General features: G+C 68.9%; 16 protein-coding genes and 5 tRNA genes. 2 read left to right on the top strand and 19 right to left on the bottom strand.

Annotated features, from left to right (window positions below; all coding sequences use genetic code 11):
• Positions 1 to 172: 172 nt before the first annotated feature.
• The 19 genes from rplL to H9L17_RS11970 all read right to left on the bottom strand — a co-directional run bounded on the left by rplL (position 173) and on the right by H9L17_RS11970 (position 12564).
• Positions 173 to 541 carry a 50S ribosomal protein L7/L12 gene (gene rplL / locus H9L17_RS12060; protein ID WP_187569680.1) on the bottom strand — a complete coding sequence of 123 codons (369 nt, stop codon included), beginning with the start codon at positions 539 to 541 and terminating at the stop codon, positions 173 to 175.
• A 59-nt stretch (positions 542 to 600) separates the two neighbouring features.
• Entirely contained in the window at positions 601 to 1134 is a 534-nt protein-coding gene (rplJ, locus tag H9L17_RS12055; RefSeq protein ID WP_187569679.1) for a 50S ribosomal protein L10, read from the bottom strand.
• A gap of 352 nt (positions 1135 to 1486) precedes the next feature.
• Positions 1487 to 2185 (bottom strand): 50S ribosomal protein L1, encoded by a 699-nt coding sequence (rplA, locus tag H9L17_RS12050; protein WP_187569678.1) that lies wholly within the window; start codon positions 2183 to 2185, stop codon positions 1487 to 1489.
• A 4-nt stretch (positions 2186 to 2189) separates the two neighbouring features.
• Positions 2190 to 2618 carry a 50S ribosomal protein L11 gene (rplK, locus tag H9L17_RS12045; protein ID WP_187569677.1) on the bottom strand — a complete coding sequence of 143 codons (429 nt, stop codon included), beginning with the start codon at positions 2616 to 2618 and terminating at the stop codon, positions 2190 to 2192.
• A gap of 212 nt (positions 2619 to 2830) precedes the next feature.
• Positions 2831 to 3406, bottom strand: a complete 576-nt coding sequence (gene nusG, locus H9L17_RS12040; protein ID WP_246455088.1) for a transcription termination/antitermination protein NusG — start codon at positions 3404 to 3406, stop codon at positions 2831 to 2833.
• Positions 3407 to 3417: 11 nt separating this feature from the next.
• Positions 3418 to 3798 carry a preprotein translocase subunit SecE gene (secE, locus tag H9L17_RS12035; RefSeq protein ID WP_187569675.1) on the bottom strand — a complete coding sequence of 127 codons (381 nt, stop codon included), beginning with the start codon at positions 3796 to 3798 and terminating at the stop codon, positions 3418 to 3420.
• A gap of 45 nt (positions 3799 to 3843) precedes the next feature.
• Positions 3844 to 3919 (bottom strand) — tRNA-Trp (locus H9L17_RS12030).
• A 99-nt stretch (positions 3920 to 4018) separates the two neighbouring features.
• Entirely contained in the window at positions 4019 to 5209 is a 1191-nt protein-coding gene (tuf, locus tag H9L17_RS12025) for an elongation factor Tu (RefSeq protein ID WP_187569674.1), read from the bottom strand.
• Positions 5210 to 5260: 51 nt separating this feature from the next.
• A tRNA-Thr gene (locus H9L17_RS12020) sits at positions 5261 to 5336 on the bottom strand.
• A 31-nt stretch (positions 5337 to 5367) separates the two neighbouring features.
• Positions 5368 to 5441, bottom strand: a tRNA-Gly gene (locus tag H9L17_RS12015).
• A gap of 53 nt (positions 5442 to 5494) precedes the next feature.
• Positions 5495 to 5580 (bottom strand) — tRNA-Tyr (locus tag H9L17_RS12010).
• Between the two features lie 137 nt (positions 5581 to 5717).
• Entirely contained in the window at positions 5718 to 6809 is a 1092-nt protein-coding gene (gene ychF / locus H9L17_RS12005) for a redox-regulated ATPase YchF (protein WP_187569673.1), read from the bottom strand.
• Between the two features lie 49 nt (positions 6810 to 6858).
• On the bottom strand, positions 6859 to 7443 hold the full coding sequence (gene pth / locus H9L17_RS12000; protein ID WP_187569672.1) for an aminoacyl-tRNA hydrolase: 585 nt from the start codon (positions 7441 to 7443) through the stop codon (positions 6859 to 6861).
• A gap of 66 nt (positions 7444 to 7509) precedes the next feature.
• Complete coding sequence (locus H9L17_RS11995) at positions 7510 to 8163, bottom strand: 50S ribosomal protein L25/general stress protein Ctc (RefSeq protein ID WP_187569671.1); 654 nt, start codon at positions 8161 to 8163, stop codon at positions 7510 to 7512.
• A 116-nt stretch (positions 8164 to 8279) separates the two neighbouring features.
• Positions 8280 to 9239: a ribose-phosphate diphosphokinase gene (locus tag H9L17_RS11990; RefSeq protein ID WP_187569670.1), complete on the bottom strand. Its 960-nt coding sequence runs from the start codon at positions 9237 to 9239 to the stop codon at positions 8280 to 8282.
• A gap of 49 nt (positions 9240 to 9288) precedes the next feature.
• Positions 9289 to 9364 (bottom strand) — tRNA-Gln (locus tag H9L17_RS11985).
• Entirely contained in the window at positions 9363 to 10250 is an 888-nt protein-coding gene (gene ispE, locus H9L17_RS11980; RefSeq protein WP_187569669.1) for a 4-(cytidine 5'-diphospho)-2-C-methyl-D-erythritol kinase, read from the bottom strand. Before ispE ends, H9L17_RS11985 begins: the two co-directional genes overlap by 2 nt.
• Positions 10247 to 10888: a lipoprotein insertase outer membrane protein LolB gene (lolB, locus tag H9L17_RS11975; protein ID WP_187569668.1), complete on the bottom strand. Its 642-nt coding sequence runs from the start codon at positions 10886 to 10888 to the stop codon at positions 10247 to 10249. Before lolB ends, ispE begins: the two co-directional genes overlap by 4 nt.
• Entirely contained in the window at positions 10885 to 12564 is a 1680-nt protein-coding gene (locus H9L17_RS11970; RefSeq protein WP_187569667.1) for a tetratricopeptide repeat protein, read from the bottom strand. The genes lolB and H9L17_RS11970 overlap by 4 nt, the downstream gene beginning before the upstream one ends.
• Positions 12565 to 12671: 107 nt before the next feature.
• On the opposite strand from H9L17_RS11970, the gene hemA reads away from it, so the two are divergent.
• Positions 12672 to 13937 carry a glutamyl-tRNA reductase gene (gene hemA / locus H9L17_RS11965; RefSeq protein ID WP_187569666.1) on the top strand — a complete coding sequence of 422 codons (1266 nt, stop codon included), beginning with the start codon at positions 12672 to 12674 and terminating at the stop codon, positions 13935 to 13937.
• The gene (gene prfA, locus H9L17_RS11960; RefSeq protein WP_187569665.1) at positions 13934 to 15019 is read left to right on the top strand and encodes a peptide chain release factor 1; all 1086 of its coding nucleotides are present in this window, start codon (positions 13934 to 13936) and stop codon (positions 15017 to 15019) included. The genes hemA and prfA overlap by 4 nt, the downstream gene beginning before the upstream one ends.
• Positions 15020 to 15065: the final 46 nt, after the last annotated feature.

The raw sequence follows: 15065 nt of genomic DNA, 5'->3' as shown, positions 1-15065 counted from the left end.
CTGACAGTGGGAAGTCGCTGGTATTGCCGGCACCAGCACGCCCTCTCCCGCTACTTCCGACTGTCAACTCGATCGGTTCTACAACGGTCGTTCTACAACGGCCAAAGGCCGGGGCTTTCGCCCCCAGCCTTCGGTGGTCGCCAGCGTGTTCTGCCAGGCGACGCAACAGCGATTACTTGACTTCGACGGTCGCGCCAGCGGCCTCGAGATCCTTCTTCATCTTCTCGGCGTCTTCCTTCGACACGCCTTCCTTCACGGTGCCGCCGGCCTCGGTGAGGTCCTTGGCTTCCTTCAGGCCCAGGCCGGTGATCGCGCGGACGGCCTTGATCACTTCGACCTTCTTGTCGCCGGCGGTCTTCAGGATGACGTTGAACTCGGTCTGCTCTTCGACGGCGGCGGCCGGGCCGGCAGCGGCGACAGCCATCACCGGGGCGGCGGCGGAAACGCCGAACTTGTCTTCGATGGCCTTCACCAGCTCCATCACTTCCATCAGCGACTTGGCGGCGATGGCATCGACGATCTGCTCGTTGGTCAGGGACATTTCAATTACCTCTGGATATGTTTCGTTTGAATGGGAACGTTGTCGGGATCGGACGCGGATCAGGCCGGTTCGGCCTGCGCCTCGGCTTCCGCCGGGGCTTCGCCGCCGCCCTGCTTGTCGGCCACGGCCTTGACCGCACGGGCGAACATCGCCGCCGGTTCGGCCAGCACGCGAGCCAGCATGGCGAGCGCCTGATCGCGGGTCGGCAGCGAGGCCAACACTTCGACGTGGCTGGCCGGGTACTGCTGGCCACCGACGACGACGACCTTGGGCTGGAGCTTGTCGTTGCCCTTGGCGAATTCCTTGATCAGGCGACCGGCAGCGCCGGGTTCCTCGGTCGAGAACGCGTACAGCAGCGGACCCACGAGGGAATCCTTCGCCACTTCGTACTCGGTGCCGGTGACAGCGCGCGCGGCCAGCGTGTTCTTGACAACCTTCAGGAACACGCCCGTCTCGCGGGCCTTCTTGCGCATCGCGGTCATCTGCGAGACCGTGGTGCCGGCGTACTCGGCCGCGATCAGGGAGTGCGCCGAAGCAGCCACTTCGGCCACCTGTGCGACGACGTCCTGTTTCTGGGACAGATTGAGAGCCATAGTCACTCCTATGTTGAACGCCGTCCGCGGCTCCTGCCGCCGACGGTCCTGGGCAATGCCGGTCCGTGGCATCGGGGATGCGGGGCATCCCGGTGGTGGCCATCCAGAGCTGTCTTGCAACCAAAACATTCCAGAAGGGCGACCATCTACGCAGGCCAGCATCCCGAGCGGATGCGGATTAAGCGATCCCGCCTTCGGCAACGGCGATTCCCTGCCATGTGAGCATCCCTGCCCGTCGTTGCCTTGCGCGGACCGCACCTGCGGTCTTTGACGGCTTCCGTCGCGATGGATTGCGGCGGGGCCTTCAAAATTGCGAAGCACCGCGCCGCCGGAGCGACGCGACTTGAAGCGATTACTTCAGGGTCAGCGAGGACTGATCCACGGTCACGCCGGGGCCCATGGTCGAGCTGAGCGAGATCTTCTGCAGGTACTGACCCTTCGAGGTCGCCGGCTTGGCCTTGATCAGATCGAGCAGCAGCGCCTGCAGGTTGCCCTTCAGCGCGTCGTTCTCGAAGCTGGCCTTGCCGATGGTGCAGTGGATGATACCGGCCTTGTCGGTGCGGTAGCGCACCTGGCCCGCCTTGGCGTTCTTGACCGCCTCGGCCGGGTTCGGCGACACGGTGCCGACCTTCGGGTTCGGCATCAGGCCGCGCGGGCCCAGCACCTGACCGAGCTTGCCGACCACACGCATCGCGTCCGGGGTGGCGATCACGACGTCGTAGTTCAGGTCGCCGGCGATCATCTTCTCCGCCAGGTCGTCCATGCCCACCGCTTCCGCGCCCGCGGCCGCGGCTTCGTCGGCCTTGGCGCCGGCCGGGGCGAACACCGCCACGCGCACCGACTTGCCGGTACCGGCCGGCAGCACGGTGGAACCGCGCACCTGCTGGTCGGACTTCTTGGCATCGACGCCGAGGCGCACGGCCACGTCGATGGCCTCGACGAACTTGGCCTTGCTGTTGTCCTTGAGGATCTTCAGGGCCTCATCGATCGCGTAGGCCTTGCCCGGCACGGTCGCGGCGAGGATCGCCTTCTGTCGCTTATTCAGTGCCATTGTCTCAGCCCTCCACCGTCAGACCCATGGAACGGGCCGAGCCCGCAATCGTGCGCACCGCCGCGTCCAGATCGGCCGCGGTCAGATCGGGTTCCTTCGCCTTGGCGATGTCTTCCAGCTGCGCGCGCGTGACCTTGCCCACCTTCTCGGTGTTCGGACGCTTGGAGCCCGAGGTGATGCCCGCCGCCTTCTTCAGCAGCGTGGTCGCCGGGGTGCTCTTGGTGATGAAGGTGAACGTACGGTCCGAATAGGCCGTGATGATCACCGGCACCGGCAGGCCCGGCTCCAGCTTCTGCGTGGCGGCGTTGAACGCCTTGCAGAATTCCATGATGTTCAGGCCGCGCTGACCCAGCGCAGGACCAACCGGCGGCGAGGGGTTGGCCTGACCGGCCTTCACCTGCAGCTTGATGTAGCCGACTACTTTCTTTGCCATTGTCTTGTCTCCGGGTGCAAACGCCTGTTGCGCAGGCTCCCCATCGGACCGGGATCGTGTTCATCGCAGGCTGGGCGCGTCCCGGCGTCGCGCCCAGCGGAGTGTTCGTTCGCGCCGATGGCCGCACTGGGCGGCCAACAGGCTGCGGCTCCCGCGAGGGAGCCGGTAATGATAGCAGGTTTTTCCTGCCCGGGTTCCGGGCGGACGGACGGTCAGGCCTTTTCGACCTGCCCGAACTCCAGCTCCACCGGGGTGGAGCGGCCGAAGATCAGCACCGCCACGCGCAGGCGGCTCTTCTCGTAGTTGATTTCCTCGACCACGCCGTTGAAGTCGTTGAACGGGCCATCGATGACGCGGACCATCTGGCCCGGCTCGAACAGCACCTTCGGCTTCGGCTTCTCCACGCCGTCCTGCACGCGCTGCAGGATGGCGTCGGCCTCGTCGTCGCGGATCGGCAGCGGGCGGTCGGCGGTGCCACCGATGAAGCCCATCACCTTCGGGGTTTCCTTGACCAGGTGCCAGGACTCGCTGTCCATGCGCGGAATGCCGTCTTCCGAATGGGTGGCGATCTGCACCAGCACGTAGCCGGGGAAAAACTTGCGCTCGGAACGGCGCTTCTGACCGGAGCGCATCTCCACCACTTCCTCGGTCGGCACCAGCACGTCGCCGAAGCGTTCCTGCATGCCCGTGCGCACGATGCGGTCGCGCAGCGCCTGCGCCACCGACTTCTCGAAGCCGGAATAGGCGTGAACGACGTACCAGCGCTTGTGGACTTCGGAATTGCTCACTGGGGTCTCCATCACGAACCGAGCAGCGCCTTGACGGTCATCTGGATGATCCAGTCGAAGGCAGCGAGGATGAGGCTGATGATGATGACCGCGGCGATCACGACCCACATCGTCCGGGTGGCTTCCTGGCGGGTCGGCCAGACGACCTTGCGCAATTCGAAGCGCGACTCGGACAGGAAACCACGCGTCTGGGCGCCCTTGGCGGTGGTGAAGAACGCCAGGCCGCCGAGCACCAGCCCCGCCACAATCACCAGCACCCGCACGCCGGCCGGCCAGACGCCTTCGAACCAGTAGTAGGCGAAGATGCCCGCCGCCACCAGCAGCAGGGCGACGGCGTACTTGGCGATGTCCCCGGCGCCGGCGGACTGGGTGGGCAGCGTATTGCTGGTCAAGACGTCATCTCTCTACGGGGACCGCATCGGAATGCGATCCGCAAGTGGCACGCCAGGAGGGACTCGAACCCCCAACCTGCGGTTTTGGAGACCGCTGCTCTGCCAATTGAGCTACTGGCGTATCGAAAACCTTGTTGCTTCCGAAAAAGGCAACGGCGGCTTGCGCCGCCTGCCTCACCCCGGCCCGTTTCCGCGAGCGGAAACGGGGGAAACGCAGGGCTTACTTGATGATCTTGGCGACGACGCCGGCGCCGACGGTGCGGCCGCCTTCGCGGATCGCGAAGCGCAGGCCTTCGTCCATCGCCACCGGGTTGATCAGCGACACCACCATCTTGATGTTGTCGCCCGGCATCACCATCTCCACGCCTTCCGGCAGGGTCACGGCGCCCGTGATGTCCGTCGTGCGGAAGTAGAACTGCGGACGGTAGCCCTTGAAGAACGGCGTGTGACGGCCGCCTTCGTCCTTGGAGAGGACATAGACCTCGGCCTCGAACTCGGTGTGCGGGGTGATCGAACCCGGCTTGCACAGCACCTGGCCGCGCTCCACGTCGTCACGCTTGGTGCCGCGCAGCAGCAGGCCCGCGTTGTCGCCCGCCTGACCCTGATCCAGCAACTTGCGGAACATTTCCACGCCGGTCACGGTGGTCTTCTGGGTCGGACGGATGCCGACGATTTCGATTTCGTCGCCCACCTTGATGATGCCGCGCTCGATACGGCCGGTCACCACGGTGCCGCGGCCCGAGATCGAGAACACGTCTTCCACCGGCATCAGGAACGGCTTGTCGATGTCGCGTTCCGGGGTCGGGATCCAGCTGTCCAGCGCATCCACCAGCTTGATGATCGCCGGCACGCCGATTTCGCTCTGGTCGCCTTCCAGCGCCAGACGGGCCGAACCCGCGATGATCGGGGTGTCGTCGCCCGGGAAGTCGTACTTGGAGAGAAGCTCGCGCACTTCCATCTCCACCAGCTCCAGCAGCTCGGCGTCGTCCACCATGTCGGCCTTGTTCAGGAACACGACGATGTACGGCACGCCCACCTGGCGCGACAGCAGGATGTGTTCGCGGGTCTGCGGCATCGGGCCGTCGGCCGCCGAGCACACCAGGATCGCGCCGTCCATCTGCGCCGCACCCGTGATCATGTTCTTCACGTAGTCGGCGTGGCCCGGGCAATCCACGTGGGCATAGTGGCGGTTGGCCGACTCGTATTCCACGTGCGCCGTCGAGATCGTGATGCCGCGCGCCTTCTCTTCCGGCGCCGCGTCGATCGCGTCGTAGCCCTTGAACTCACCGCCGAAACGCTCCGCGCCCACCTTCGTCAGCGCCGCCGTCAGCGTCGTCTTCCCGTGGTCCACGTGACCGATCGTGCCCACGTTCACGTGGGGCTTGGTGCGCTCGAACTTACCCTTTGCCATGGCTGCGTCTCGTTGGATTTGCCTGCCGCGACAGGCGTGAAGTTGCGAATATGGTGCTCACGAATGGAATCGAACCATCGACCTCCTCCTTACCAAGGAGGTGCTCTACCGACTGAGCTACGTGAGCAGATTTTGCGACAGGACCGGCAATGCAATGGTGGAGCGGGAGACGGGAATCGAACCCGCGCTAGTAGCTTGGAAGGCTACAGTTCTACCATTGAACTACTCCCGCACCGGGAGGCCCTGCTTGTTGCGCCGGAAGCTGGTAAGGCCGCCGGTTGGAACTGGTGGAGGGAGGTGGATTCGAACCACCGAAGGCGTAAGCCAGCAGATTTACAGTCTGCCCCCGTTGGCCGCTTGGGTATCCCTCCGCGTTGTCCTCGATGGCGAGCGATCAAGCCCTCCAAAGAGCCCGTTATTCTGGCGGCGGCTTTCCGTCCTGTCAACGGTCGGATCGCGCTTTTTTCGCAGGAAAAACGGATCGGGCGCCGCCGGGGTCAGACGTTGATCACACGTTGAAGCGGAAGTGCAGGATGTCGCCTTCCTGCACGCGGTATTCCTTGCCTTCCAGCCGCAGGCGGCCGGCGTCGCGCGCGCCCGCCTCGCCCCGGTACTTGATGAAGTCGTCGTAGCCGATGGTCTCGGCGCGGATGAAGCCCTTCTCGAAGTCGGTGTGGATGACCGCAGCGGCCTGCGGCGCGGTGGCGCCGGCCTTGACCGTCCACGCGCGCACTTCCTTGACGCCGGCGGTGAAGTAGGTCTGCAGGCCCAGCAGCGCGTAGGCGGCGCGGATGACGCGGTTCAGGCCCGGCTCGTCCAGGCCCAGGTCCTTGAGGAAATCGTCGCGGTCGGCGTCGTCAAGCTGGCTCAGCTCCTCCTCGATGGCGGCGCACACCGGCACCACCTGCGCGCCTTCGGCCTGCGCGCGGGCGCGCACGGCGTCGAGGTGCGGATTGTCCGTGAAGCCGTCTTCCAGCACGTTGGCGACGTACATCACCGGCTTCAGGGTGAGCAGGAACAGGTCGCGGATGGCGGCCTTCTCGTCCTCGTCCAGCGCCACCGTGCGCGCGGCCTTGCCCTGGTCGAGCGCGGCACGCAGCTTGCCGAGCACCTCGATCTTCGCCTTGGCATCCTTGTCGCCGCCCTTGGCGACGCGCTCGTAGCGGGCGATGGCCTTGTCCACCGATTCGAGATCGGCCAGCGCCAGCTCGGTGTCGATGGTCTCGATGTCGGCGATCGGGTCGATGCGGTTGTTGACGTGGATGACGTCGTCGTTCTCGAAGCAGCGCACCACGTGGGTGATCGCGTCCACTTCGCGGATGTGGGCGAGGAACTTGTTGCCGAGCCCCTCGCCGCTGGCCGCGCCGGCGACCAGGCCGGCGATGTCCACGAACTCCACCGCGGTCGGCACGACCTTCTGCGGGTTGATGATCTCCGCCAGCGCGTTCAGGCGCGGGTCCGGCACCGGCACCACGCCCACGTTCGGCTCGATGGTGCAGAACGGGAAGTTGGCGGCGGCGATGCCGGCCTTGGTCAGCGCGTTGAACAGGGTGGACTTGCCGACGTTCGGCAGGCCGACGATGCCGCATTTGATGCCCATGTCGCGTCTTGCTCCGTTGCCGCGCGGCTCGCCGCCGCGCGAAAGAAATCTATTGCGGGCGCGGCGTGTGCAGCCGCGTCATCGCATCCATGAAATCGCCCCGCACCGCCAACGGCAGCACGTCCTGCGCGTCGTCGATGGCGCGCAGGATCATCGCCTCGTCGGCCGCGCCGGGCCTGCCCAGCACCCACGGCGTGACCCGATCCTTGTGCCCGGGATGGCCGATGCCGATCCGCAGGCGGTGGAACTTGCCGTGCCCGAGCAGGCGGACGGCGTCGCGCAGGCCGTTCTGGCCGCCGTGGCCGCCGTCGAACTTGAGCCGCGCCACGCCGGGCAGCAGGTCCAGTTCGTCGTGGACGACCAGCATTTCCTCCGGCTCGATCTTCCAGTAGCGCAGCGCCGCCGCGATCGACTTGCCGGACAGGTTCATGAAGGTGGCCGGCTTGAGCAGCCAGACGTTCCGGCCGGCGATGTCCACCTTCGCGGTTTCGCCGAACAGCTTGCTTTCCAGCCCGAAGCGGACGCGCTCGCGCTCCGCCAGGGCGTCAACAAACCAGAACCCGGCGTTGTGCCGGGTTCGGGCGTGTTCGGTACCGGGATTGCCCAGTCCGACGATGAGGCGAAGATCCGCCATCGGAAGCAGCCTGCCTGCGATTCCGGCCCGGCGCGAGGCAAACCCGCGCCGGCCCGGATCGAAGGATTACTTGTCGTCCTTCTTGGCGGCCTTGGTCGCCGGCACTTCGGCGGAGGCCGGCGCGTCGGTGGCTTCCGCCTCTTCCTTGCCGTGCTTGGCGACCACGACGGCCACGTCGTGTTCCTTGCCCAGCTTCAGCGCCGGGATTTCCACGCCGGCCGGCAGCTTCAGGTCGGACAGGTGGACCACCGCGCCGACGGCCAGGTCGGCCAGGTCGACTTCGATGGCTTCCGGCAGGTTCTTCGGCAGGCAGCTGATTTCCACTTCGGTCAGCTCGTGCATGATCACCACGCCGCCGGTCTTGCCGGCCGGGGACTTCTCCTGGTTCACGAAGTGCAGCTGCACCTTGGTGCGCAGCGCCTGGTTGGCGTCGACGCGCTGGAAGTCCAGGTGCATGATCAGCTGCTTGTACGGGTGGCGCTGCATGTCGCGCAGGAGGACCTGCTCGACCTTGCCGTCGACGTCCAGGTTCAGGATCGACGAATAGAACCACTCGTGGTGGCTGGCCAGCCAGATCTGCTCGTGCTCGATCTGGATGGACTGGGGCGCGGCGTTGCCGCCGTAGACGATGGCCGGCAGCTGGGCGGCATGACGCAGGCGGCGGCTCGCACCCTTCCCCTCGACATTGCGGCTGGTGGCCTTGATGGTGTGTTCGGACATTTCAGCGACTCACTTTTCGTTGCGATGAAACCGCCTCGCGGCGGTGGAAACACTCGATCCGCGACCAGATCGAGCGGGGTGCGCCGCCGGCGGACCGGCGGCGCGGATGGGTGCCGTCAATCGACGTACAGCGAGCTGACCGATTCGCCGAACGCCATCCGGCGGATGGTTTCGGCCAGCAGCTCGGCCACGCTGAGCTGGCGGATCTTGGCGCAGGCCCTGGCGGCCGGCGACAGCGCGATGGTGTCGGTGACCACCAGTTCGTCGAGCGAGGACTTGTTGAGGTTGTCCAGCGCCGCACCCGACAGCACCGGGTGCACGCAGTAGGCGACGACCTTGCGCGCACCGCGCTCCTTCAGCGCATTGGCGGCGGCGCACAGGGTGCCGGCGGTGTCGACGATGTCGTCCACCAGCACGCAGGTCTTGCCCTCGACGTCGCCGATGATGTTCATCACCGTGGCGACGTTGGCGCGCGGGCGGCGCTTGTCGATGATGGCGAGATCGGCGTCGTCCAGGCGCTTGGCGATGGCGCGCGCGCGCACCACGCCGCCGACGTCCGGCGAGACCACGATCAGGTTGTCGGTGCCGTGCGCGCGCCAGATGTCCGCCAGCAGCAGCGGCGAGGCGTAGACGTTGTCCACCGGGCAGTCGAAGAAGCCCTGGATCTGGTCGGCATGCAGGTCCACGGTCAGCACGCGGTCGGTGTCCACCGCGCCGAACATCTTGGCCGCCACCTTGGCGGTGATCGGCACGCGCGAGGAGCGCGGGCGGCGGTCCTGGCGGGCGTAGCCGAAGTACGGCACCACCGCGGTGACGCTGGCCGCCGAGGCGCGCTTGAGCGCGTCGATCAGCACCAGCAGCTCCATGAAGTTCTCGGCGGTCGGCGCGTTGGTCGGCTGGATGACGTAGACCTCCTGCCGGCGCACGCTCTCCTCGATCTCGACCTGCACTTCGCCGTCGGAGAAGCGGCTGACCAGCGCCTTGCCCTGGCGCACGCCGAGTTCGCGGCAGACGGCATCGGCCAGCGCCTTGTTGGCATTGCCCGAGAAGACCAGCAAGTTGGGGTTGTCTTGCATATCGACGGCCGCGGTTGAGTGGCGATGGACAGGGCGCGGATGCGCGGGTTGGCAGGGGCGGAAGGATTCGAACCTACGAATGCCGGGATCAAAACCCGGTGCCTTAACCACTTGGCGACGCCCCTAGTGATGCTTCTCCACCGCGTCCAGCAGCGGCGACCGTTCCGCGCCGCGCGCCAGCCAGGCAGGCGTGCCCGGCGGCAGCGCCGCCAGCGCGGCCTCGGCGGATTCGCGGGTGGCGAACTCGACGAAGCAGCCGCTGCCCGAACCCGTCAAGCGCGGCGTGCCGATGCGCGCAAGCAGCCGGAACATGGCCTCGACGGCCGGTTCGCGGCGGCGCAGCACCGGCTCGAACGCGTTGTCGAGCGCGGTTCCGGAAAGGAAGCCCGCTATTGTCACGGGTGGCGCATCGCGCGTCAAATCAGGAGATCGGAACAACGCGGCGGTGGAGGCGTGCACGCCGGGATCGGCCAGCACGTACCAGGCCGGAGGCAGTTTGACGGCGGCCAGCTCTTCGCCCACGCCCTCCGCCCAGGCGTTGCGGCCGCGCACGAACACCGGCACGTCCGCGCCCAGCGCCAGCCCGAGCGCGGCCAGCCGGTCCACGCCCAGCGCCAGCCCCCAGAGCCGGTCCAGCGCCACCAGCGCGGTGGCGGCGTTGGACGAACCGCCGCCGAACCCGCCGCCCACGGGAATGCGCTTTTCGATGCGGATATCCGCACCTTTGCCGCAGTTGGCTTCCGATTGCAGCAGTTTTGCCGCGCGCACCAGCAGGTCGTCGGCTTCGGCCACATCCGCCGCGCCCGCGCCGACGCGGGCGACGACGCCGTCGGCGCGCGGGCGCAGGAACACGGTGTCGCCCCAGTCCAGGATGCGGAACACGGTCTGCAGGGCGTGGTAGCCGTCGGGACGGCGGCCGGTGACGTGCAGGAACAGGTTCAGCTTGGCCGGGGCCGGCCAGGCGCTCCAGCCGTCCAGCGCCGGATCGCCCTGCCCCTGCGGCTCGCTCATTCCAGCCCCCAGCGGTCGATCACCAGCCGCACCCGGTTGCTGCCGCGGCGGGCCTCGATCCGCGCCGGCATCGGCAGGCGGCTGAAGGGGTCGGGCTGCCAGTCGGCGTAGTCGATGGTCCAGTCGCCCTGCTCGATCCGGCGCGGCAGCAGGTCCGCGGCGTAGTCGGTCTGCGCCGGCCCGAACCGGCCCGCGTCCGCCGCGACCGCGCGCAACCAGCAGCCCAGCGCGGACACCGGGATGTCCCAGCCGGTGGTTTCGCGCAGCAGGCGCGCGGCGTCGCCGTCGCGCAGCGGCGCGTCGGCCACGCCCTGCAGGGTGGCGGCGCCGTCCGCCGCCACGTCCAGCACCCAGCTCTGGCGGGTTACCGGCGCCGACAGCTGCAGATGCGTGCCGCCCGCGCCCTGGGCCCATTCGATCCGGCCGCTGCCGCCCTGCCTGCCGTTGGACAGCGCCACCCGGCCGGCCATCGCCCAGCCCGGCGCGGCGCAGTCGCCTTCGGCCAGGCCCAGCGCCTGCGCGCGCTCGCGCTGCGCGAAGTCGGCGGCGGCCTGGTCGACCGGCCGCAACAGCGGCGGCGCAAGGCTCGCGCAGCCGGACAGCAGCGTCGTGAGCGCGACGCCGGCCAGCGCCCTCATGCGCCCGTCTCCTGCATCGCGCGCTGCAGCGAACGGTTGTCCGGGTCCAGCTTGCGCGCGGCGTCGAAGTAATGCCGCGCCTCGTCCTTCTGGCCCAGCGCCCACAGCACCTGGCCGAGGTGGCTGGCGATGTCCGGGTCTTCCTGCAACGCGTAGGCGTGCCGCAGGTGATCCAGCGCGGCGCGCGCCTTGCCGAGCTTGAACAGCACCCAGCCGTAGCTGTCGATGATCGCGGCGTTGCCGGGCTCGGCCACGCGGGCGCGGTCGATCAGCTCCAGCGCCTCGCGGTAGCGGTCGGTGCGGTCGGCCAGGGTGTAGCCCAGCGCGTTGAGCGCGGCCACGTTGTCCGGCTCGATCACCAGCAGCCGGCGCAGGTCGGCCTCGGCCTTGCCGATGCGGTCCTGCCGCTCCCACATCAGCGCGCGGGCGTACAGCAGCTCCGGGTTGTCCGGCAGCGCCGCCAGGCCGCGCGCGTAGGCGTCCTGCTCGCCCGCGGCGTCCTTGTCCTTCTGCCGCAGCTCGGCTTCCAGCAGGTAACCGTCGCGATGGGCGTCGTCGTCCACCGCCGCGTCGGACTGGATGGCGTGCAGGTCTTCGTAGGCCTGCGCGGAGCGCCCCATCGCGTGCAGCACGTTGGCCGCGCGCAGCCGCGCCATGCCCTGCGCCTGCTGGCCGGGGACGTTGGCGTACCAACCCAGCGCCTCGTCGTAGCGCTGCAGCAGCTCGGCCAGCTGGCCCAGCAGCAGGCGGCGCATCGGATTGGGCGAAGTGGCGCCGCGCTTGAGTTCGTCGTACAGCGCCGCCAGCCCTGCCTTGTCGCCGGCCTTGTCCAGCAGCGCCGCGCGGCGTGCGTAGGCGGCATCGTCCTGGGCGCCGAAGGCCAGCACCTGCGCGGCCTTGCCGGCATCGCCCAGCGCTTCGTATTCGCCGGCCAGCGCCCAGCGCAGCGGCGGGGACAGCCGCGCCGGCTCCTCCAGCCCGGCCAGCGCGACGCGCGCCTCGGCCAGCTTGCCGCCCTCGCGCAGCAGTTGCGCGCGCAGCAGGGCGACGCGCGGCTCGCCGGGGAAGCGCGCCACCACCTGCTGGACGATGCGATCCACCAGCTTCGGCTGCTCCAGCCGCTGCGCCAGGCCGCCGAAGCCCAGCCAGGCCTGCAATTGATCAGGCAGCTCGCCGCGATCGACGATCTCGCCCAGCATCGCCACCACCAGCTTCGGCTGCTTGCCCACCGCGCCGGCCAGCGCGGCCAGCGCTTCCTGCCAGCCCTTGTCCGCGGTCAGCAGGGCGCGCAGTTCGCGCCGCGCCGCAGTCTTCTGACCGGCGCGCAGGGCCAGGCTGGCGGCGACCATCCGCGCGTCCGCGCTCGACTGCGGCGCCAGCGCCTGCCAGACGCCGAAGGCGTCGCGGGCCAACGCGTCCTGGTCGGCCAACAGGGCGATGCGGGTGGCGCGCTCGGCCAGCACCGGGTCCTGCGCGGCGCGCGCGGCGTCCAGATAGTGGCGGGCCGCTTCCGGCAGTTGCCCGCCCTGCAACGCGAATTCCCCGGCCATGCTGGCCTCCAGCGGATCGATCCGTACCGGCGCGTTGCCGGGCTTGCCGGCCATGGCGACGGGCGCGCAGGCCAGCAGCAAGGCCAACAGGAACGTGCGCGAACCGGAGCGTTGCGGGTTGGGCATGGATCGGGCCGGTACAATGTTCGATTGGGCCCGCAGCTTAGCGCAGGCGCCTGAACGAATCCGTCGCGCATCGCCAGCTTCCCGCCCGCTTTCCACCTGCCCGCCCCATGAGCCTGTACGTCCTCGGCATCAACCACCAGACCGCGCCGGTTGCCCTGCGCGAGAAGGTGGCGTTCGCCGCCGACGCGCTGCCGCCGGCGCTGGCCTCGCTGCGCGCGCTGCCCGAAGTGCACGAGGCGGTGCTGCTGTCCACCTGCAACCGCACCGAGCTGTACGCCCACGTCGAAGGCGACGAGCGCGCGCTGGCCGGCTGGCTGGCCGCGCACCCGGAGGCCGGCGGCGACCTGGACGCCTATCTGTACCGCCATCGCGACGCCGACGCCGTGCGCCACCTGTTCCGGGTCGCCAGCGGGCTGGACTCGCTGGTGCTGGGCGAGCCGCAGATCCTCGGCCAGGTGAAGCAGGCGTGGGCCGCCTCGCGCGAGGCCGGCACGCTGGGCGGGCAGCTTGACCGCCTGTTCCAGCAGGCCTTCGCCACCGCCAAGCGCACCCGCACCGACACCCGCATCGGCGCCAATCCCGTGTCCGTCGCCTCCACCGCGGTGCGGCTGGCGCAGGACAGCTTCGCGCGGCTGAGCGATTCGACCGTGCTGCTGATCGGCGCCGGCGAGACCATCGAGCTGGCCGCGCGCCATCTGGTCGAAGCCCGGGCGCAGCGACTGCTGGTCGCCAACCGCACCCTCGCCCACGCGCAGGAGCTGGCCAGCCGCCACGGCGGCATCGCGCTGCCGCTGGACGAACTGGACAAGCACCTGGCCGAAGCCGACATCGTGATTTCCGCCACCGCCAGCCGCACCCCGATCCTGCATCGCGCGCAGGTCGAGCATGCGCTGCGCGCGCGCAAGCACCGGCCGATGCTGCTGCTGGACCTGGCGGTGCCTCGCGACATCGACCACGACGTCTCCGGCCTGCGCGACGTGTTCCTCTACACCGTCGACGACCTGGAACGGGCCATCGAGGACAACCGCCGCAGCCGCCGCGAAGCCGCCGAGCAGGCCGAAGCGATCATCGAACTGCAGACCGCCCGCTTCGTCGAGCAATGGCAGGCCAGCGGACGTCAGCAGCCGCTGCTGCAACTGCGCGCACACGGCGAGGCGGCACGCACCGACGCCCTGGCGAAGGCGCGCGCGCAGCTGGCCGCCGGGATGGCGCCGGAGCAGGCGCTGGAGCTGCTGGCCCACACCCTGACCAACCGCCTGCTGCACGCGCCCACGGTGGCGCTGCGCGAGGCCGCGCGCAGCGGCGACGCCGAACTGGCGCGCGCGGCGGAGCGGATGTTCCCGGCCGCGCACGCGGACGACGCCAGCGCATGACCCCCGCCCTGCGCCGCAAACTCGAAGCGCTGCTGGAACGGCGCGAGGAAGTGGAGCGCCTGCTGGCCGACCCGGCGGTGGCGTCCGACCAGGCCCGCTTCCGCAGCCTTTCGCGCGAGTTCTCGAACCTGCAGCCGGTGGCCGACGCGCTGGCGGCGGAAGCGCGCGCCCGCGACGATCTCGCCGCCGCCGAAGCGATGCGCGCCGACCCCGAGCTGCGCGAACTGGCCGACGACGAGATCGAAGCCGCCACCGCCCGCCTGCAACAGCTGGAAGGCGAACTGCTGGCGCAACTGGTGCCGAAGGACGCCCGCGACGATGGCGGCCTGTACCTGGAAGTGCGCGCCGGCACCGGCGGCGACGAGGCGGCGATCTTCGCCGGCGACCTGTTCCGCATGTACGCGCGCTACGCCGAGCGCAACGGCTGGCGGGTCGAAGTGGAATCCGCCAATCCGGGCGAGCACGGCGGCTACAAGGAAATCGTCGCCCGCGTCGAGGGCGACGGCGCCTACGCGAAGCTGAAATACGAATCCGGCACCCACCGCGTGCAGCGCGTGCCGGCCACCGAATCGCAGGGCCGCATCCACACCTCGGCGGCGACGGTGGCGATCATCGCGCTGGAAGCCGGCGACTTCGACGTCACCATCAATCCCGCCGACCTGAAGGTGGACACCTTCCGCTCCTCCGGCGCGGGCGGCCAGCACGTCAACAAGACCGAATCGGCGATCCGCATCACCCACGTGCCGAGCGGCGTGGTGGTGGAGTCGCAGACCGAACGCAGCCAGCACGCCAACCGCGACAAGGCGATGAAGCGCCTGCAGGCGATGCTGGTGGAAGCCGAGCTGGAAAAGCGCGCTGCCGCCACCGCCGCCGACCGCAAGCTGCAGGTGGGCAGCGGCGACCGCAGCCAGCGCATCCGTACCTACAACTTCCCGCAGGGCCGGATCACCGACCACCGCGTGGAAGGGCTGACGCTGTACGACCTGCCGAACATCGTCGAGGGCGATCTCGACCCCTTAGTGCTGCGGCTGCAGCAGGAACGGCAGGCCGAAGAACTGGCGCAATTGGCGCGGGACGCGTGATGCGCGCCGTCACCGCGCGCATGCCAGCGTTTGCGCACATCGTTCA

Origin of the sequence: Thermomonas brevis, from assembly GCF_014395425.1 — a bacterium.
GTDB classification, from domain to species: Bacteria; Pseudomonadota; Gammaproteobacteria; order Xanthomonadales; family Xanthomonadaceae; genus Thermomonas; species Thermomonas brevis.
This window is presented reverse-complemented; position numbering and strand designations above follow the sequence as displayed.